The sequence below is a fragment of the Xanthomonas citri pv. citri genome (assembly GCF_000961215.1).
Lineage (GTDB): Bacteria > Pseudomonadota > Gammaproteobacteria > Xanthomonadales > Xanthomonadaceae > Xanthomonas > Xanthomonas cissicola.
In genome coordinates this window covers 3793161-3813383 of the sequence record NZ_CP008998.1, presented here as the reverse complement: position 1 = coordinate 3813383, position 20223 = coordinate 3793161, and the positions used below count along the sequence as shown (strand labels likewise).

Here is a 20223-nt window from a genome sequence, read left to right as displayed (position 1 = left end):
GGCCACGCGCTCAGGAATTACGAAGAAAGTATTCGCCGTGTTTCTCGCAAAATCATGGAGAGGGCTGCGTACGAATTTCAGCTCCACATCCAGGTAGCAAGCAATGACGTGGCCTACCGTAAGAGGTCGCACAGATTCGCTCGGGCATTGCCATCCGCACCATCACCCTGGCCACGCGCAAGCCGCGTAGCGCACGCAGAACCAATCCGCCATTCCATCGACCGAAACAAAAAACGCTTGCTGCCTACCCGATACCGGTAGACAGCAAGCGTCGCTCCTGAGTGCGCGTTGCTGGGACAGCTTTACTGGTCGCTCTTGCACTCGAAGACCGACACGCTACGCGGCGGGGCCAGGAATTCGCTGGCACCGGCCGGCATCATGTCCACCTCCAGCGCTTCGTCGGTGGAGAGCACCAGCTTCCAGTGCACGGGCTCATCGGAGGAGGGCAGGGTAAAGGTCACGCCCTCGTGATAGGCGTTGATGACGATGAGCAAGGTGTCGTCGTTGGCCAGTTCCTTGACCCCCGAGGTCTGCGCCTTGCCTTCCAGCAACAGGCCCACCGAGCGCGCGGCGGGGTCGGTCCAGTGCGCATCGTCCATTTCGATGCCGCCTGGATTGAGCCAGGTGAGATCGCGCAGGCCGGCTTCTTCGTTGTACTGGCCGTTGAGAAAGCGGCCCCGCGACAGGATCGGATAACGCTTGCGCAGACGGGTCAGTGCCTTCACGAACTCGGTCAGGCGGCCGTCGGTCGGATCGTTTTCCCAGTCCAGCCAGGTGATTTCGTTGTCCTGGCAATAGGTATTGTTGTTGCCCCCCTGTGTCTGCGCACGCTCGTCGCCGCTGAGCATCATCGGCGTGCCTTGCGATAGCAGCAGCGTGGCAAGCAGGTTCTTCATCTGCCGCTCGCGGATCTGCAGCACCTCGGCGTTATCGGTGTCGCCTTCTTCGCCGTAGTTGCAGGAGCCATCGTTCGACGAACCGTCGCGGTTGTCCTCGCCGTTATCGATATTGTGCTTTTCGTTGTAGCTGACCAGATCGCGCAAGGTGAAGCCATCGTGGGCGGTGATGAAGTTCACCGACGCCCACGGGCGCCGGCCGCGGCGATCGAATAGATCGGCCGAACCGGTGAAGCGGGTCGCGAATTCCGCCAGCTTGCCGTCTTCGCCTTTCCAGAATTCGCGCGCATTGTCACGGAACTTGTCGTTCCACTCCGACCAACCCGGCGGGAAGTGGCCTACCTGATAACCGCCTGGGCCGCAGTCCCACGGCTCGGCAATCAGCTTGACTTCCGACAGCAGCGGGTCCTGGTTGCAGGCATCCAGGAAGCCGCCACGTTGATCGAAGCCACTCGGCTCGCGGCCAAGAATGGTGGCCAGATCGAAGCGAAAGCCATCCACATGCATTTCGCCGGCCCAGTAGCGCAGCGAATCGTTGACGAACTGGATCACCCGCGAATTGCTCAGGTTCAGCGTATTTCCGGTACCGGTATCGTTGATGTAGTAGCGCTTGTCATCGGCCAGGCGGTAATAGCTGGCGTTGTCGATGCCCTTGAACGACAAGGTCGGCCCCAGCTCGCTGCCTTCGGCGGTGTGGTTGTAGACCACGTCCAGAATCACTTCCAGACCCTGTTTGTGCATGGCCTTGACCATGTCGCGGAACTCATCGCGATGTCCGCTGGACAGGTAGCGCGACTTCAGCGCGAAAAAGCCGATGGTGTTGTAGCCCCAGTAATTACGTAGCCCCTTGTCGAGCAGATGCTGGTCGTCCAGGTACGCGTGTACCGGCAAAAGCTCCACCGCGGTGATGCCCAGGTCCTTGATGTACTGGAGTACCTGCGGCTGGGCCAGGCCGGCGAAAGTGCCGCGCACCGCTTCGGGTACCTGTGGATTGCGCATCGTGTAGCCGCGCACATGGGTTTCGTAGATGACCGTTTCATTCCACGGCTTGAGCAGGCGGGTGTCGTCTCCCCAGTCGTAGGTGTCTTCGACCACCACGCACTTGGGCATGAAGGGCGCGCTATCGCGCTCGTCGAAGCTCAGGTCGCCGTCGGGGTGGCCCACGGTGTAGCCGTAGAGCTCATCGGACCAGATCAGATCGCCGTCGAGCTCGCGCGCATACGGATCCAATAGCAGCTTGTTGTGATTAAAGCGATGGCCTTCGGTCGGCGCATAGGGGCCGTGAACACGGTAGCCATAGCGCTGGCCCGGCTTGGCATCGGGAAGATACCCGTGCCAGATCTCGTTGGTGTACTCGGGCAGGTCGACGCGGGTTTCGTTGCCCTGTTCGTCGAACAGGCACAGCTCGACACGCGTGGCATGCGCGGAAAACAGCGCGAAATTGGTGCCCTTGCCGTCGAAGACGGCACCGCGTGGGAACGGGCGCCCCTGACGGATGCGGGAGGGGTTGGCATAGGCCGCGCTTGCTGGACGTCGCATGGAAAGTCTCGTATGCGCCGGCACGCCGGCATTGAGGGGCCTCAAGCATTGCGTCTACAGCTGTGCAAGACGCGTTACGGCAACAGAGGTGTGGCGTGAGGGCGCCGTCGGGATCGTTCACTTGGCGCGCCGCTGTACCACGCGCGGGCGAGCCGCATTGCGGCCATGCGCGAGCAATGGGGCAGGGCCACCTACTTGCGGCGATCAGGGTGAAGTCCGCGCGAAGTGCTTTGCGCAATCACGCATATGCGTTGCTTGAGCGACGCGCCAACGCCCTGCTAGCATCGATCCGGTTGAGGCCGTGCAGCCACGGCGTTAGTCGGACCTGTCGCAGTACCCTCGCTCTTTCATTCTCGGGGCCGTTGCAGTCGGCCTGATCGCAGCGTACATCGCGGGCCTGCCGCGAACGCGCAATCGGCCTGCACTGTACGGACTTGGGTCACTTCGTCATCAGACTCTGCCCATGTCCAAGCCGCGCCGCGTACCTGCCGCGATGAAAATCGCCATCCTTTCCCGCAACAGCAAGCTGTATTCGACCCGGCGGCTGATCGAAGCCGGTCGCAAGCGTGGTCACACCGTACGCATCCTCGACCCGTTGCGCTGCTACATGCGCATCGCCGCCGACGGCTTCAGCCTGCACTACAAGGGCAAACCGATCACCGGCTTCGATGCGGTGATCCCGCGCATCGGCGCCTCGGTCACTCGCTATGGCACCGCAGTGCTGCGCCAGCTCGAGTTCATGGGCACCTACACGCCCAACCCGTCGGACGCCATCCTGCGCTCGCGCGACAAACTGCGCGCGCATCAGTTGTTGGCCGCGCAGGGCATCGACATGCCGGTCACCGTGTTCGGCGACAACCCCGACGACACCCAGGACCTGCTCTCCATGCTCGGCCCGCCGCCGCATGTGGTGAAGTTGAACGAGGGTGCGCAAGGCGCCGGGGTGATCCTGACCGAAAAGGCCAGCGCCTCGCGCGGCGTGGTCGAAGCGCTGCGCGGGCTATACGCCAACTTCATCGTGCAGGAGTTCATCGGTGAGGCCGAAGGCGCCGACCTGCGCTGCTTCGTGGTCGGCGACAAGGTCGTCGCGGCGATGCGCCGCCAGGCGGCCGAAGGCGATTTTCGGTCCAATCTGCACCTGGGCGGCACTGCCGCCGTGGCCGAGGCAACCGAACAGGAGCAGGAGGTGGCGGTGCGCTCGGCACGCGCCTTGGCCTGGCAGTGGCTGGGGTCGACCTGATCCGCTCAAGACGCGGCCCGCTGGTGCTGGAGGTCAACTCGACCCCAGGTCTGGAAGGGGTGGAAGGCGTGTGCGGCGTGGATGTGGCCGCGGCGATTGTCGTGCACCTGGAACAGTCGGTCCGCCGATCGGCCGGCTAACGGTTTTACCGAAAAATTAACGAAAATCTAATTACGGCCCCGCTAGCCTCTTCCGACCGTAGCTCCGCTCTCGGCAGTGACGGTGATCGGGATGAACTTTTGGCCCAAGTGCGGTGTCGCACTTGGGCCTTTTTATGGACGGCTTGCCGCTGTTGGGGTTCGCGTCTACATTCGCCAATGTTAAATCGGTTGGGCACAAGGAGGCGTCGCATGGCAAAACGATGGAGTGTTGCGGGACTGCTGCTCGCCGCGGGCCTGATGAGTGGTCATGCCTTGGCGGTCGCGCTCGATCTGGACAAGCCGTTCAAGCCGCAGGCAGCGCAGGTCCGTGCCGATCTCGCCGACGGCGAGAAGTACTCCGAGATCAGTCAGGATGAGCGCGCTAAGGTGGGCGCTGCGCTTGATCGGATCGAGGCAGCGTTCCAGGCGCAGCCAGATATCCGGGCACTGCAGCCAGAGCAATTGGCGGCGGTTCGCAACGATCAGGAGCTCGTCACCCGAATTTTGACCAAGGCACGCGAAGATAGCCGGCTGATTTGTCGGCGCGAGCGCGCGACTGGGTCGCAGATGAGTACGAAACAGTGCATGACGGCTGCCCAGCGGCGCCGTCAGACCACGGTGAGTCAAGACGAAATTTCTCGGCGCCAGCGCTAAAGACAGCTTAACGAACGAGGTTCCAGTGCGAATTCTAGTAATTGAAGACAACAGCGATATCGCCGCAAATCTTGGCGATTACCTCGAAGACCGGGGTCACACGGTGGACTTCGCCGCCGACGGGGTGACTGGCCTCCACCTTGCCGTGGTGCACGAGTTCGATGCCATCGTGCTCGACCTCAACCTGCCTGGCATGGATGGCATCGAGGTCTGCCGCAAGCTGCGCAACGAGGCGCGCAAGCAGACCCCGGTGTTGATGCTGACCGCGCGCGACTCGCTGGACAACAAGCTGGCCGGCTTCGACTCCGGCGCCGACGACTATCTGATCAAGCCGTTCGCGCTGCAGGAAGTGGAAGTGCGCCTCAACGCGCTATCGCGTCGCGGCAAGGGCGTGCACACCCGCGTGCTGGAAACCGGCGATCTGGAATACAACCTGGATACGCTGGAAGTGCGTCGCCGCGGCAAGCTGCTGCAGCTCAACCCCACTGCGCTGAAGATCCTGCAGGCGCTGATGGAAGCCTCGCCGGCGGTGGTCACGCGCCAGGAACTGGAAACCCGCGTGTGGGGCGAAGAACTGCCCGACTCCGATTCGTTGCGCGTGCATATCCACGGCCTGCGCGCCGTGGTCGACAAGCCGTTCGATGTGCCGATGATCCAGACCCGCCACGGCATCGGCTACCGCATCGCCTCGCCCGATGCCTGAAAGTACGAGCGAGACGCGGCCGGCGCGCCGGCGCGGCCGCTATCGGCGGCGCCTGCGCAGCCGCATCATCCTGTCGTTCGTGTTGTTGGGCTTCTGCCTGACAACGTTGTTCGCCTTCGCCACCAACTGGGCGCGCTCGCGCGTGGAAAACCAGCTGGTGGAAGACGTGATGAACCGCAACATCGATGCCTTCGCGCAACGCTTTTATTCCGATCCGATGCGCAACCCCGATCTGCCGTTGCAGCAGATGCGCGGGCGCGTGGTCAAAAGCGACAAGTTCGAAGCGCTACGCCGCGAACAACCGGAGTGGTACCAGCTGCCCGACGGCATCCACACCATCACCGGCGTCGACGAAAGCGGCACTACCTATTCGTACAAGCTTGCGGTGCGCAAAACGCCGAGCGAATGGTTCTTCCTCGCCTACGACATGACCCAGGCGCTGAAGGGCGAAATCCAGCTCAAGCGCACCCTGGTCTTGTCGGTATTGGTGTTCAGCGGGTTTTCGCTGCTGATCGGCTGGTGGTCCGCGTCCAAGGTGATGCGGCCGGTCTCCGATCTGGCCGCACGCCTGCGGGCCTATCGCGGCGGCACCAGCCAACCCAAGCCACTGGCCGCGCACTTCCCGGACGACGAGGTCGGCCAGCTGGCCGAAGCGCTGGACGACTACTCGGCGCGTCTGACCGAAGTGGTGCAGCGCGACCGCGAATTCAACGCCGACGTCAGCCACGAACTGCGCACCCCGCTGGCGGTGATCCGCGGCGCCACCGAGCTGCTGCTGACCAAGCCCAACCTGGACGAAAAGGTGTTGCAGCGGCTGCAACGCATCCAGCGCGCCGAGCAGCAATGCAGCGATTTGATCGGCTCGTTGCTGTTGCTCTCGCGCAACGAGCGCGGGCAGGGCAGCAGCAATGTCGCCAAGGTGGCCGAACAACTGATCGACTCGCACCGCGCCCAGCTCGGCGGAAAACCCCTGGAACTCGTGCTGGAAGGCGAGCGCGATCTGGTCATCGATGCCCCGGAATCCGCCCTGTCGGTCGCGCTCGGCAACCTGATCGGCAACGCCGTCAAATACACCCAGGACGGCCAGGTGCGTGTGCGCGTGCTGGGCGATGCAGTGGAAGTGATCGATTCGGGCCCCGGCCTGAGCGAAGAGGACGCCGCCAAGCTGTTCCAGCGCGGCTACCGCGGCACCCACGCCGGCCACTCGCAAGGCGGCGGCATCGGCTTGTCGATCGTCAGCCGGCTTTGCGATCTGTACGGCTGGCGGGTCAGCGTGCGCCCAGGCCAGCAGCGCGGCGTCGTCGCAACATTGGCCTTCCATCGCTAACCACCACCCGCACTCCCGTAGGAGCGCACCCGGGCGCGACGGCCGTACCCACTGCGCCCCCAGGGCAGCGCCTCCAGACAACAACCGCACCCAAAACCCAGCTCAGCACTCGACCACCGTCACCACCAGTTCGCCATTACGCGCAGTGATCTGCAGCTTGCAACCAACCGCAAAGCCCAACTGCTCCATGATACGCCCAGGGTTCCGTAGACACTCAAGACCCTCGTTGCGCGTAGCGCCGTTCAAACTCTACAGGGGACAGGTCGCCAGTTGAACCATGACGGCGTTGTGGGTTGTAGAACATCTCGATGTAGTCGAACACCTCGGCGCGTGCGGCGTCCTTGGTGGGGTAGATCCGCCGCCTGATCCGCTCGCGTTTGAGCAGACCAAAGAAGCTCTCCACCGGTGCGTTGTCATGGCAGTTGCCACGCCGACTCATGCTGCACACCAAGCCATGGGACGCCAGGAAACTGCGCCAGTCATCGCTGGTGTAGACAGACCCCTGGTCCGAATGAACCAGGCAACCAGCGCTGGGTTTGCGCCGCCACACCGCCGACAGCAAGGCCTGCACGACCAACTCGGTATCGGCTCGATCGCGCATCGCCCAGCCGACGACCTGCCTGGAAAACAGATCGATCACCACAGCCAGGTACATCCAGCCTTCATGCGTACGGATGAAGGTGAAGTCGCTCGCCCAGGCCGTGTCCGGCTCGGTCACGTCGAACTGTCGATCCAGCAGGTTGGCTGCCGCCTTGCACGGCGTTCCGCCATGGAAGCGCGGCTTGCGGCCATAGCCCACCTGGGCACGCAGTCCCTCGGTGCGCATCAATCGATGCACCCGATGGCGACTGCAACGCTCACCCAGATCGCGTAGATCCTTGGCAATCTTGCGATGCCCATAGACACTGCCGCTGGCCAACCAGTGGTGCTTGATCAGCCCCAGCAGGCGTTCGTCTTCCTTGGCGCGTTCACTGTCGGGCGACTTTAGCCACGCGTAGTATCCAGCCCGGTTCACCCGCAAAACCCGGCACATCGCGCACACCCTGAATTCTTCGCGGTGGACTTGCATGAAGAGGTACTTTGCCTTTACCCCTTGGCAAAGTACGCGGCGGCCTTTTTTAGGATGTCGCGCTCCTCCGTCACCCGGCGCAACTCGATCTTCAGCCGCCGGACTTCGGCGCTCTGGTCCGCCTCAGCGCGCTGTACTACGCCGGGCTTGCCGAACTTGCGCAGCCAAGCGTACAGGCTGTGCGTGGTGACACCCAGTCGCTCGGCGACCTCTGCCACCTTGAACCCACGATCGGTCACTTGCCGGACCGCCTCGATCTTGAACTCATCCGTATACCGCTTACTGCTCATGGACACCTCCGAATCAGCCATTTTCCATGGCCTTGAGATGTCTAGGAAATCCTGGGCGTATCACCAGCCACAGCCCGCGCAGTCGCACACTGGGAATCCGCTGGCTGTGTGGCCGGCCGGGTTCGGCCTCGTAGAACGCATAGCCCACCGTGCAGCGGGTGGGCGTGCGCGCCTTGCGCGGTGGGCGCGGCGGCAGATCGTCCGCGCGAGGTCTGTTATGGCGCCGGTCGAAGTCGAGGTTGTCCACATCGAACGTGGGCGAGGGCACCAGCCGCATGGGCTGCGTGTCCTTTACCGGCGTGGCTGCCTGCTTCGCGGTAGCGGGGCGCTTGGCGGTTGGTTTGGACCGCTTGGAGCTTGGAGGCTTCGTTCGGCTCATCGCCTCACCTCCGCCAGCACCATGGAGCGATGATGCCTAACCATCAGCACTATCGATATATTTGCCATGACAACGCCTCCTCGAAGAACAGGCACCGTCGCCGGCTGGCGACGGGATGTCGGGAGGTTAGAAACCGCTAGTAGTCGGCGGGCGTATTCCTCCCGAAGGAGTGTTGTATTAGCCGCCCTCCCGACGCAGGAGCGCGTCGGTTTGTACCTGCAAGCAGGCACAAAAAACCCACCGGTTTGACGGAGGTGGGTACCGCTACTAGAGGAGTTTCTACGCTCCTTGAGGCAGAGGTTGCTACTGGTTGTTTGGGATGTCAACTGCTTTTTCTTTGGTACGGGGTCGCTGGCTTGTGGATATTGAAAGTTTACAGCTGTGTTGATCTAAGTCGTCTTCGCCGAACTTTTAACGTATGCAATGCAAGTGTTGTAACTGCAATTAGTAGCAAGGAGAACGAGCTCCAAAAGAATAGCGTTGACTTCGAGTTGTAGTGTTCATTGCATAGGCTGTTGCAGCCTGGCGTGATGGCAATCCAGGCGTAATAGACCGCAACTGTGAAAGATAATGCTGAAAAAAATAGTGAGGTCAGTCCTGCCCATAATTGCGTGGCCGATCCGGTTTTCATTGCCTACTCCGGGGAAAATTGTGAGCCAAGAGGGCCGCGAGTCCTAAATGTGTTTGGCAAGATTGGGCCAATTTGAGGGCCGTAGCGACATTGATTGACAACGCCGTTTGAGAAGCTTTGGCATTGATTCAACACGCTCCAAGTGCCTGTCGGTTGCCCTGGTTTTATTTTTTCGTTCACGCACTGCTCGTCCACATTTTGCTGAAGCTCACAGCTAGAACCTGCTTGGTTCGACTGGCCCGAGTGATCCTTGGTCACTGTTGCCGAGTAAGGAACGTCTGCACAACCCTGTCCAGGAATGGGACATTCACCTCCCATTCCAGCCTCAAACGAGGATGTTTTAACCCACATATGGCGAAGGTACGGTCGCGCCCAATCCGGAACCCAGCCGACATTGACTGGCCTTGAGCATAGGTAGACAGCCAGCCCAAGAACATCGATATATTTAACAGGCGAGCTTAGACTGTATGAATATGTGCTGATCCCACCTTCAATTCCAATCGGATCACTCTGCCCATACCGCCCTGTAGCCGCCTCATAATCCCGGAAATAATTTTGATTCAACCCACTCGCCGCATCAAACCGCTGCCCCGGGAAGCGCATATCCAACACCGCCGCCGCACCATCCCCATCCGGATCCTGATTCGGCGCGGTGTTGCCGAAGGCTTCGCCCTTCAGGCTCCACGTCCACACCGCCACATCGCGGGTTGGATCGATCACCACGCGCGGGCTGCCCAGGTGGTCGGGTTCGATGTAGTGCAGTTTGTTGGCATTCGCCAGCAGGCCGACCGGTAGATCGTCCAGCCAGATCGCCTGTTGTTTGGGCGCGCCGTTGCTGTCGTAGTCGCCCAGCCAGTGGCCGGCTTCATCAAAGAGCGTGTAGGTGTTGGTGGTGCCGAGGAAGCGGCGCACCTGTTCGCCTTTACCGTTGTAGCGATAATTCATGGTCACCGCGCCGGCGCGGCGGGCCTGGGTCATGCGGCCGCTGGTGTCATAGGTGTATTGGCGGGCGGTGCCGCCGATGGCGGTGGTGTTGCCGGTGGCATCGTATATACGTGCGACGCCGGCGACGGCGCTGAGGCGGTGGCTGTCGTTCGGGTAGGTGTAGATCTGCGTGGCCGTGCCGACCTTGGTGCTGAGGCGGTTGCCGGTGGCGTCATAGCTGTAGCCGTCAATGACAGTTCCGGTGACACCATCGGTGAGGCCGGTCAGGCGGCCCAGCGCGTCGTAGCCCAGGCCGATCTCCGGTGTGGTGTTGCCTGCGGGCGTCAATGCGGTGAGGTTGCCGGCCGGGTCGAAGCCGAAGCCGACGTCCAGCCCGCCCGGGCGGGTGTCCTGGATGGCCTGCGGGCGGTAGTCCAGATCGTACTGGCGGGCGAGGGTGCGGCCATTGCCGTAGGTCCAGCCGGCAGCCGGGCCGAACGGGTAGTAAGTGGCATTGCCCAGCAGCACCTGCCGGCTACCGCCGGCGGGCGTCACGCCGACCTGCGTGGTCTGGCCTTGTGCATTGCGCACGTAATCGACGACTGCGCCATCCGGATAGGTCATGCGGCGCAACTGGCCGCCGACGGTGTAGTCATAACGCAGCACCAACGCGGTGCCGTTGCTGGTCTGTACCTTGCGCACCAGATCGCCGAAGCGGTTGTAGCAATACTGGGTGATGGCGCCGCCGTCCTGCATCTTGGTCAGGCGACCGATCGAAAACGTTTCGCCGCTGGTGCAAGCGGTCTGCGTCACGTCGTAGGTGTAGGTGACGTCGAGGCTGGAGGTGGGGTAGGTGACCTTGGTCAGGCGATTGAGCGCGTCATAGCTGTAGGCGGTGGTGTTGCCGCGCGCATCGGTCTGGGTGGCGCGGTTGCCGGCGCTGTCGTAGGTGTAGCTGGTGACGCCGGTGTCCGGGCTGGTGAGCTTCACCAACTCGCCGAAGCCGTTGTAGTCGTAGGTGGTGTCCAGCCCCTTGGGGTCGGTGACCTTGGTCAGGTTGTCGAGTGCGTCGTAGGCGAACTTCGTGTCGGCCTTGATGCCGGCGACATCCTGCAACGTGTGCGAGAGGCGATTGAGCGGGTCGTACTCGCTCTGCGTCGCGGTTGCCAGCGCATCGGTCACTTTGGTGGCGTTGCCGTTGGCGTCGTACGCGAAGTCGGTCGGGTCGCTGGCGGCGGTGGCCTGGGTCTTGAGCTGGCCGAGCTGGTTGTACACGCGCGAGAGCGTGCGCTTCAACGTGGCGGCCGCGTCCTTGGTGTCTTCCTTGACGCGATTGCCGGCGTTGTCCAGCGTGTAGTGGACGGTATTGCCCGCGTTGTCGGTGATATCGGTCAGCCGATGCGCCGCATCGTAGGTGAAGGCAGTGAACGCGCCATCGGGCTGGGTGACCTGCCTGACCAGGCCGGTGGGCCAGTAGTCGATGCGGGTGATGCGGTCATCGGCCTCGCTGGACGCATCGGCCCCGCGCACCTTGCTGGCGGTCAGCCAACCGCGCGGGTGATGGTGTAGTCGGTGACGATGCCATTGGTGTCCTTGATGGACAGCGGACGGCCTGCGCCGTCGTAGGCGAGGTATTCGGTGGTTTGGCCGAGGGCGTTGGTGACTTTCCATCGGTCGCCTTTGCGATGCGGGCACGTACTCGCCGATGCCGTGCAACTGGCGTCGTCGGCAAGGTAGTAGGTGTAGCTGGTGCTATCCGCGATATCCGTGCGTGCGCCATCGCTGGCCAACAGCAAGCCGGGCAAGGAACAATTGCCGGCAGCAGTATCGCTGTCTTCGCAGTAGCGCTGGGTGGTGACGCGGGTAGGACCTCCGCTTGGATCCGTCCGCGATACGGTCAGTGCCTGACCCCTGCTGTTGTAGGTCCAGCTCGTCCTTGCGACCAGAATATCACTGGCATCGTAGGTGCGCTGGTCGGTGGGCACACGGAAACTGGGGTGCCAGTCCGTCTGCAGCGTGCGCTTCTGGCCGCCGCTGCTGTTGTCCGCTTCGATCTTGCTGGCCAACAAGCCACGGTTGTTGTACCTCCAATCAGTGGCGACGCCTGCAAAATCGACTTCCTGGTCGGGGTAGCCGTTGCCGTCGTAGCTGCGCGATTTGAACGCCCCAACCGTGCATTCGGGGCACAAGCCCTGGACGGCGGTAACCTTGGCCTGGCCAAGCTTGGAGATGCCAGTGCGCGTTACTGCATTGCCGAGCGCATTGGAGACTGTGGAAGTGTTCCCAGAGTAGGCAATAGTGGCCTCGTCGATCTTGCCGGTCGGATCGCCATGCACGCTGCGTACGACGCGTTGCTGCGCATCGTAGGTCCACGAGGCATACACCTGGTCCTGCTCATCGCGGTGGGTGGTCAGTGCATCCGGGAAGCGCGCATTGCCATAGTCATACCCGGCGATAGCCGACGCCACCGCTCCGGCAGCTGTCTGCAAGGTCACCGACCTCAATCGCGCCTGGGAGTCGTAGCCGTAGGCCAGCACCATTCCATCGGGGAGTCCGACTTGTGTGATCCTGTCTGCCTGGTAGGCAAATAGCAGGCGACGGCCACGCGTATCCGTCACCGATTGCAACTGGCGGCCGGCGTAAGTCAGGGTGAGCTGCTCGCCATCGGTGTAGCTGATGCCGGTCAGCTTGCCGTCCAGATCGAACTGCTCTTTGCTGTCGTCGGTGGCAGTCACCTGCCATCCAGTCAGCGTCCCGTTGTCTTGCACTTCGGACAGCGTTTCGCGCACATCCCAGTCCGGTGTCCATGTGCCATTGGCGGACTTCTTGAACGTGTAGAAGTTACCGTTGGGGCGCGTCAGGATCAGTGTCGATGCATCGGTGACGGTGATGGTCCGGATGTAGCTATGGCGCCAGGTGTTGCCGAGCGCGCTGGTGGGCTGCAGGCCGACGGCACTGCTGTAATACCGGACGAATTCCAGATGCCCTGCTGGCGCACGGTAGTCGGCCGCCGTTTCGAGCTTGGTTCCGGTGAACACATTGGCCGGATTGCCGGCGGTGGTCGGACCAGTGCTCCCATCGCAACAGCCATTGTTCTTGCCGGGATCGAGCGGTGGCGGTGGCGAGCAGACCGCCCCGTTTGGCGTTGCGACCGGCTGGCCGCCGTTGTTGCTGACCGTATATTCGCAGCCTTCCTGGCATAGGTTGCCAGTACTGCCAGCAGCAGGGGTGAATGTCGGTCTGGCGCTGCACTTTAGGGGATAAAAGCTTTCGCCTAAACCAGATTCGCTGGTAAAGTTATCAAACGCTCTGTAGCACTGAACTACCGCTTGGTAGCGCTGATCATAGGCTAGGTCGAGTACCAAGCTGGCGTGTGTATTTATCCCGCCGCCAATGCAGATTGCTTCGTTTCCTTCCTTGATGGCATTGAGATAAGCCTGGCCTTGATCGCACAAGCGCGTCCCTGCATTGCAGACGCCCGAGTCATAGGCGTGGGCGATCTGTATCGTAGGAACGAGGGAAACGCACGTCACCACAATGGCCAACAACATCCCGAACCACTTGCTCCCGTATCCCGGGGCTCGCTTCTGCACGTCCTGCATCGCGTCCAACTCCTTGGAGAATGTCTGCAGGTCATCGTAGTCGCGCCTGCGCAGGCGGGAGCTTATCGTAAATCATGGCTGCTAATGGAGAGCATTGCAGTGCTTTCTGTGATCGCATCAGTGCACTCTCGGCGCTCTGCAGCGATGGCTACAACCATGTCTGATCAGGTAGGCGATCGATATATTACGCATAGCGCATAAGCAAGTGCCGATGCACAAAGGCCTAAGGGTTGGCGCGTGCCCGATAGTCCGCGTCCAGTCGGCGTGCCGCCTGCGACAACTGCTTCAGGACGCCGTGATTGCAGACGACTTCATCGGCGATGGCCAGCCGCTTCTCCCGCGTCGCCTGCGCAGTAATCATGCGATCGGCCAGTTCGGCCGTCGCTCCATCCCGCTGCATCAGGCGTTCGTGTTGTAAGGCGACTGGCACATCGACGACGAGGATGCGATCTAGCCATGGATAGGTGGCGCGCCCACCGGCTTCGGCGAGCAGGGGGATTGCGACAATTGCATAGGGGCCCTGTGCAGCCAGCGCTGCGCGCTGCAGTTCTCTGCGGATGGCCGGGTGGGTGATGGCTTCGAGCGCTTGCCGTTGCGCGGTGTCTGCAAAGACGCGGTAGCGTAGCGCTTGTCGGTTCAAGGTTCCGTCGGGGAGCAAAACGCTATCCCCGAAGTACGCAGCAATGGCGTCGAGGATCGGCCCCGGCTCCGCGACCTGCCGTGCAATCACATCGGCATCGATAACCGGTACACCCAGCTTCTCGAACTCGGCGGCCAGCGCGCTCTTGCCGGAGGCGATGCCGCCCGTAAGGCCGACGATGAAGTCGCTCATCGTCGTGCCAGGGTCAACGCAGGCCTGCGAAGTGCAGGTAGCCGTCCACCAGGTCGTTGCCCCAAAAGAACACCACCCAGCCAGCAATGGCCAGGTAGGGGCCGAACGGGATGGGGGTGGCGCGGTCGCGGCCCTTGGCCACCAGCCAGATCGAGCCGAGGATGGCGCCGACGAGCGAGGAGATCAGGATGATCGGCAGGATGCCTTTCAACCCGCACCACGCGCCAAGCGCGGCCAGCAACTTGAAGTCGCCGTGGCCCATGCCTTCCTTGCCGGTGAGCTGCTTGAACAACCACCACACCGTCCATAGCGACACATAGCCGACCGCCGCGCCCAGCAGAGCAGGCTTGGCCGGCATGTAGAGGTTGTCCATCGATCCGACGAGCCCCAACCACATCAACGGCAGGGTCAACTGGTCGGGCAGCAGCTTGTGGCGCAGGTCGATGCCCGACATCGCCACAAGAAAGCAGCTCAGCACGATCGCGCCGAAGCCCTGCCAGCCAAAGCCGAAGCGCCACACGCTGGCGACGCACAGGATGGAGGTGAGCAACTCGACCAGTGGATACTGGATGGAGATCGGCTTGCCGCTGTAGCGTGACTTGCCGCGCAGCATCGCCCAGCTCAGGACCGGAATGTTTTCCCACCACTTGAGCTTGTCGCCTGTCACCGGGTCGTGCGACGGCTCCACCACGATCCCGGGCGGCGGCGGCTCGTAGATATCGGGCAGTTCCAAAATCTCGCGCGCATCCCGCCGCCATTGCCACTCCATACGCTTGGGCAAGCGCAGGATCACCACGTTCAGGAAGCTGCCGATCAGCAGTCCCAGTCCGGCCGCGGCAGGAAAGCCGAGACCGGGATGCTGGTCGAGAAATGCCATTACGTCTTATCCAACCACCGAGGCGAGCTTGAAGATAGGCAGGTACATGCCGATGACCATGCCGCCGACGATGGTACCAATGAACACCATGATCAGGGGTTCGATCAGGCTGCTGAGCGCATCGACCGCGTTGTTGACTTCCTGCTCGAAATACTCCGCTACCTTGAACAGCATGGCATCCAGCGCGCCCGCTTCTTCACCGATGGCGGTCATCTGCACCACCATATGCGGAAACAGGTTGACCTGTTTCATCGCGACGTTGACCGGGTAGCCCACGGAGACGTCTTCGCGCATGCGCAGTACTGCTTTTTCGTAGACCGAATTACCTGTAGCACCGGCCACGATGCCCAGCGCCTCGACTAGCGGTACGCCGGCCTTGAAGGTCACCGCCGTCGTCCGGGCGAATCTTGCAATTGAGCTGTTGTGCATGATCTGACCAATGATCGGCACTTTTAGCACCAGGCGGTCCATGCCATGTTGCATTGCTGGTGAACGCTTGTATGCGAAAACAGACCCAATCGCAGCGCCAACAAGTGCGAACAGCATCAGCCACCACCAAGACACCATAAAGCGAGACAGGTTGACGATCATCTGTGTGAACGCAGGCAGCTCCGCTCCAAAGCCCTTGAAGACATCTTCAAATTGGGGAACCACCCAAACAAGCAGGATTGCACTGACCAACATCGCCACTGCCATTACCATGGCAGGGTAGAACAGTGCCTTCTTGATCTTGCCTTTCAGGGCTTCAAGGTTTTCTTTGTAAGTGGCGACGGTGTCGAGCACAGTTTCCAGTACCCCTGCGCCTTCGCCTGCCTTGACCAAATTCCGATAGAGCTCATCAAATTGCACCGGGTGCTTGCTTACGGCTTCGTAGAGCGATGCCCCCCCTTCGATATCTGTCCTAATCTGTCCGACCATTGTGCGCATGCGCGGATTCTTTTGGCCGCTGCCAATGATCTCCAGCGCGCCGACAATCGGCACGCCGGACTTCATCATGGTTGCCATCTGTCGGCTGAAAAATGAAATGTCTTTTGCGGAAACTTTCTTTCCGGCAGCGCCGAATAGTGGTTTCGGCTTAACTTTCACGACGAGAGGAGTAATGCCCTGGCGCCGTAACTCGGCGCGCAGCAGATTTGCATTGCGGGCCGTTTGTTCGCCTTTCATCTTGACGCCGCGCTTGTCTGTCCCCTCCCAGACAAACGGACTCATCTGCTCCGCCGATGCGGCGGTCTTCGTCTTGACTACGCTACGTGCTGCTGACATGTGAATTCCCCATCCACCATCCCCAGGCGGATACCTGAGCAATGTTACCCGGTTCCTGTATGGCTGGCATCCGCTTTCCATGTTACTGACAGTACCCCCCCCTGATGTGGCAAGACATGACGTTCTACGTCACGTAGTGCCCAGTCGGGGCTCCGCAGGAAGTGGATCGCAGTTCTTGTGTTTGCCTCTGTGCGCGGCTACAGAAGTGCCGCATCATCCGTCGCAGGGGAATTTGAGAAGAGTGCAAGAACCTGGCACGCTTCCTGCTACAAAGACCCTGCACGTGGCACCCGCTACGCGGCGCCCAAAGGGAGTGGCCCGTGGGCGGAGACATCAACAACTCTAGGGGATATCCATGAAGAAGCAACAGGGTTTCACGCTGATCGAACTCATGATCGTCATCGCGATCATTGCAATCTTGGCCGCCATCGCGCTGCCCCAGTATCAGAACTATGTTGCCAAGTCGCAGGTCACTGCTGGTCTGGCCGAGCTGAGCCCGGGTAAAACGCAATACGAAACTCTTTTGAACGAAGGCAAGGGTACGACGCTGACGACGGCCGATGCCGTGGGTTTGCAGGCTACGTCGACCACCAATCGCTGTTCTGCGATTACGGTGTTGGCTCCGGATGCTACCACTGGTGAGCAGACTAACGCTCTGAGCTGCACGCTGGCCGGCAGTCCGCGTATTGTTGGTAAGAAGATCACTTGGGCTCGTGACACCAACGGCGTCTGGACCTGCTCGACTGATATCGCGACTGCTGATAAGGCAAAGTTCGCTCCAGCTACCTGCCAGTAATATTTGAACGTTTCGTTAAAAACCCCGACCTAGGTCGGGGTTTTTTTTGATCATTTCGCCGACTTTATCGTAACGGGTCCTAGTGAATTCGCAGCTGAGGGGAGCTGATATGCGGATTGAGTTCTTGGCCAACAAGGTGATTAAAGGCTTCACACTCATCGAATTGATGATTGTGATCGCTATAATCGCGGTGCTTGCTTCCATAGCGATCCCGCAATATCAGATCTACGTTGCCAAATCGCAGGTGGCAGCCGGCTTGGCCGAAGTCAGCCCCGGGAAGACGCGCTACGAGATTTTGGTCAATGACAGCGAGGGCAGCACGCTAACTTCGGCCTCCGCGATTGGTTTGACTGCGACTGCTACCAGTCGATGCAGTAGCATTAGTGTGCTAGCACCTGATGCCAATGGTGCTCAGGCACACGCTATCGACTGCACGTTGCGCGGCAATCCGCGTGTCAATGGCGCCAAGCTCACGTGGGCCCGGGATGCAAATGGCATTTGGACATGCAGCACGGATTTACCTTTGGTAGACAAAGATCGCTTTGCCCCGGCATCCTGCCGTTAGTTTGTCTCGTGTTAGAGCTTGGTCGCTGTATTTTTGTCTGACTTGAGCCAATTGGGAACAATGATGAATAGCGTCGTGACCGCAAATTTGGTTGGAATAACGGGCATCGCGCGTCGTCTGGTGCAAGACGGTGCGGTCGAAGAAGCAGTTGCGCGATCTGCGATGGATCAGGCATCTGCGGCAAAGGTTCCTCTGCCGCAATGGTTTGCTGAGAAGAAGTTGGTCACTGCTTCCCAGCTCGCCGCTGCGAATGCGGTCGAGTTCGGCATGCCACTGTTGGACGTGTCGGCGTTCGACGCCAGCCAAAACGCGGTCAAGCTGGTAAGTGAGGAGCTACTTCAGAAGCACCAAGTGCTACCGCTGTTCAAGCGCGGCAACCGGCTGTTCGTAGGGGTGAGCAATCCGACCCAGACCCGGGCGCTGGATGACATCAAGTTTCATACGAACTTGGTAGTCGAGCCCATCCTTGTGGATGAAGATCAGATCCGTCGCACCCTGGAGCAATGGCAGGCCAGCAATGCTGCGCTGGGCTCCGCGCTCGGTGACGACGAGGAGGGCATGGGGGATCTGGACGTCTCGGCCGGCGACGAGGACATGGGCGCCGGCGGGGATTCCGGGGTTGATGCCAAGGGCGACGACACGCCGGTGGTGAAGTTCGTCAACAAGGTGCTGGTGGATGCGATCAGGCGGGGAGCCTCGGACATCCATTTCGAGCCGTATGAAGACGACTACCGGGTGCGCTTGCGCATCGATGGCTTGTTGAAGAACGTGGCCAAGGCGCCGGTGAAGCTGAACCAGCGCATCGCAGCGCGGTTGAAGGTGATGTCGCAGCTGGATATCGCCGAGAAGCGGGTGCCGCAGGACGGGCGCATCAAGCTCAACCTGTCCAAGACCAAGCAGATCGACTTCCGTGTCAGCACCTTGCCGACCCTGTTCGGCGAGAAGGTGGTGCTGCGTATCCTGGACGGCAGCGCGGCCAAGCTGGGCATCGACAAGCTGGGCTACGAGCCGGACCAACAGAAGCTGTTCCTGGAAGCGATCCACAAGCCCTATGGCATGGTGCTGGTGACCGGGCCGACCGGCTCGGGCAAGACGGTGTCGTTGTACACCGCGCTGGGAATTCTCAACGACGAGACGCGCAATATCTCCACCGCGGAGGATCCGGTCGAAATCCGCTTGCCTGGCGTCAATCAGGTGCAGCAGAACAACAAGCGTGGCATGACCTTCGCCGCGGCTTTGCGCTCGTTCCTGCGCCAGGATCCGGACATCATCATGGTCGGCGAAATCCGTGACCTGGAGACGGCCGAGATTGCGATCAAGGCGGCGCAGACGGGTCACATGGTGCTGTCGACGTTGCACACCAACGATGCGCCGCAGACCATCGCACGTCTGATGAACATGGGCATCGCGCCCTACAACATCACCTCGTCGGTGACGCTGGTGATCGCGCAGCGGCTGGCGCGGCGCTTGTGCAACAACTGCAAGCGCAAGTCGACGCTGCCTGACAACGCATTGCTGGCCGAAGGATTCACGCCTGCCCAGCTTGCCGCCGGGATCGAGCTGTATGAGGCGGTCGGTTGCGATGAGTGCACCGAAGGCTACAAGGGGCGTACCGGTATCTACCAGGTAATGCCGATGACCGACGAGATCGGCGCGATCGTGCTGGAAGGCGGCAATGCGATGCAGATCGCCGAGGCCGCGCAGGCGATCGGTATCCGCGATTTGCGGCAGTCGGCGCTGATGAAGGCTGCGAATGGGGTGACCAGCCTGGCCGAGATCAATCGTGTGACGAAGGACTAAGCGCCCTCATCCGCCCTTCGGGCACCTTCTCCCGCAGGCGGGAGAAGAGGGCGGGACGGCGATGCAGATTGCCGAGGCCGCGTAGGCGATCGGTATCCGCGATTTGCGGCAGTCGGCGTTGATGAAGGCTGCGCATGGGGTGACCAGCCTGGCCGAGATCAATCGTGTGACGAAGGACTAAGCGCCCTCATCCGCCCTTCGGGCACCTTCTCCCGCAAGCGGGAGAAGAAAGCTGCAACGCGATCTTCGGTAAGCGGGAGAAGAGGGCGGCACGGCGACGCAGATCGCCGAGGCCGCACAGGCGATCGGTATCCGCGATTTGCGGCAGTCGGCGTTGATGAAGGCTGCGCACGGGGTGACCAGCCTGGCCGAGATCAATCGTGTGACGAAGGACTAAGCGCCCTCATCCGCCCTTCGGGCACCTTCTCCCGCAGGCGGGAGAAGAAAGCTGCAACGCGATCTCCCGCAAGCGGGAGAAGAGGGCGGCACGGCGATGCAGATCGCCGAGGCCGCACAGGCGATCGGTATCCGCGATTTGCGGCAGTCGGCGTTGATGAAGGCTGCGCACGGGGTGACCAGCCTGGCGGAGATCAATCGTGTGACGAAGGACTAAGCGCCCTCATCCGCCCTTCGGGCACCTTCTCCCGCAAGCGGGAGAAGAAAGCTGCATCGCGATCTCCCGCAAGCGGGAGAAGA

General features: G+C 61.3%; 13 protein-coding genes and 3 pseudogenes. 8 read left to right on the top strand and 8 right to left on the bottom strand.

Going from position 1 to position 20223, the window contains the following annotated elements; all coding sequences use genetic code 11:
* Positions 1-302: 302 nt before the first annotated feature.
* Positions 303-2435 carry a glycogen debranching protein GlgX gene (gene glgX / locus AMD14_RS16905; RefSeq protein WP_011052136.1) on the bottom strand — a complete coding sequence of 711 codons (2133 nt, stop codon included), beginning with the start codon at positions 2433-2435 and terminating at the stop codon, positions 303-305.
* Between the two features lie 463 nt (positions 2436-2898).
* Between glgX and rimK the strand changes: the two are divergent.
* The 4 genes and pseudogenes from rimK (at position 2899) to AMD14_RS16885 (ending at position 6499) form a co-directional block, all read left to right on the top strand.
* Positions 2899-3815: pseudogene (gene rimK / locus AMD14_RS16900) on the top strand (30S ribosomal protein S6--L-glutamate ligase).
* 177 nt (positions 3816-3992) lie between these two features.
* Complete coding sequence (locus AMD14_RS16895) at positions 3993-4469, top strand: hypothetical protein (RefSeq protein WP_011052133.1); 477 nt, start codon at positions 3993-3995, stop codon at positions 4467-4469.
* A gap of 25 nt (positions 4470-4494) precedes the next feature.
* The gene (locus AMD14_RS16890) at positions 4495-5172 is read left to right on the top strand and encodes a response regulator transcription factor (protein ID WP_003490678.1); all 678 of its coding nucleotides are present in this window, start codon (positions 4495-4497) and stop codon (positions 5170-5172) included.
* Positions 5165-6499: a sensor histidine kinase gene (locus AMD14_RS16885; RefSeq protein WP_003490680.1), complete on the top strand. Its 1335-nt coding sequence runs from the start codon at positions 5165-5167 to the stop codon at positions 6497-6499. The genes AMD14_RS16890 and AMD14_RS16885 overlap by 8 nt, the downstream gene beginning before the upstream one ends.
* Before the next feature lie 102 nt (positions 6500-6601).
* Here AMD14_RS16885 and AMD14_RS23835 read toward each other — a convergent pair.
* The 7 genes and pseudogenes from AMD14_RS23835 to AMD14_RS16850 form a co-directional block, all read right to left on the bottom strand.
* Positions 6602-6691, bottom strand: a pseudogene (locus tag AMD14_RS23835) (SymE family type I addiction module toxin); the annotation flags it as partial.
* A 22-nt stretch (positions 6692-6713) separates the two neighbouring features.
* Positions 6714-7858 (bottom strand): IS3-like element ISXac3 family transposase gene (locus AMD14_RS16880; RefSeq protein WP_087943921.1). Its coding sequence is split into 2 segments (ribosomal slippage): positions 6714-7621 and positions 7621-7858, totalling 1146 coding nucleotides; the frame shifts between segments, so codons are not numbered across the junction.
* Positions 7859-7871: 13 nt separating this feature from the next.
* Positions 7872-8237, bottom strand: coding sequence for a SymE family type I addiction module toxin (locus AMD14_RS16870; protein WP_075150055.1), 366 nt, complete (start codon positions 8235-8237; stop codon positions 7872-7874).
* Positions 8238-8871: 634 nt separating this feature from the next.
* Positions 8872-13394, bottom strand: a pseudogene (locus AMD14_RS16865) (RHS repeat-associated core domain-containing protein).
* 223 nt (positions 13395-13617) lie between these two features.
* Positions 13618-14226 carry a dephospho-CoA kinase gene (coaE, locus tag AMD14_RS16860; RefSeq protein WP_011052129.1) on the bottom strand — a complete coding sequence of 203 codons (609 nt, stop codon included), beginning with the start codon at positions 14224-14226 and terminating at the stop codon, positions 13618-13620.
* A 13-nt stretch (positions 14227-14239) separates the two neighbouring features.
* Entirely contained in the window at positions 14240-15103 is an 864-nt protein-coding gene (locus AMD14_RS16855; RefSeq protein WP_003491180.1) for a prepilin peptidase, read from the bottom strand.
* A 6-nt stretch (positions 15104-15109) separates the two neighbouring features.
* Complete coding sequence (locus AMD14_RS16850; RefSeq protein WP_040107659.1) at positions 15110-16366, bottom strand: type II secretion system F family protein; 1257 nt, start codon at positions 16364-16366, stop codon at positions 15110-15112.
* A 355-nt stretch (positions 16367-16721) separates the two neighbouring features.
* Between AMD14_RS16850 and AMD14_RS16845 the strand changes: the two genes are divergently transcribed.
* The 4 genes from AMD14_RS16845 (at position 16722) to AMD14_RS16830 (ending at position 20140) form a co-directional block, all read left to right on the top strand.
* Entirely contained in the window at positions 16722-17162 is a 441-nt protein-coding gene (locus tag AMD14_RS16845; protein ID WP_011052127.1) for a pilin, read from the top strand.
* A gap of 109 nt (positions 17163-17271) precedes the next feature.
* Positions 17272-17727 (top strand): pilin, encoded by a 456-nt coding sequence (locus AMD14_RS16840; protein ID WP_015463526.1) that lies wholly within the window; start codon positions 17272-17274, stop codon positions 17725-17727.
* 63 nt (positions 17728-17790) lie between these two features.
* On the top strand, positions 17791-19527 hold the full coding sequence (pilB, locus tag AMD14_RS16835) for a type IV-A pilus assembly ATPase PilB (RefSeq protein ID WP_011052125.1): 1737 nt from the start codon (positions 17791-17793) through the stop codon (positions 19525-19527).
* A 493-nt stretch (positions 19528-20020) separates the two neighbouring features.
* A complete protein-coding gene (locus AMD14_RS16830; RefSeq protein ID WP_005915819.1) occupies positions 20021-20140 on the top strand; it encodes a hypothetical protein in 120 nt (39 codons plus the stop codon).
* Positions 20141-20223 lie beyond the last annotated feature (83 nt).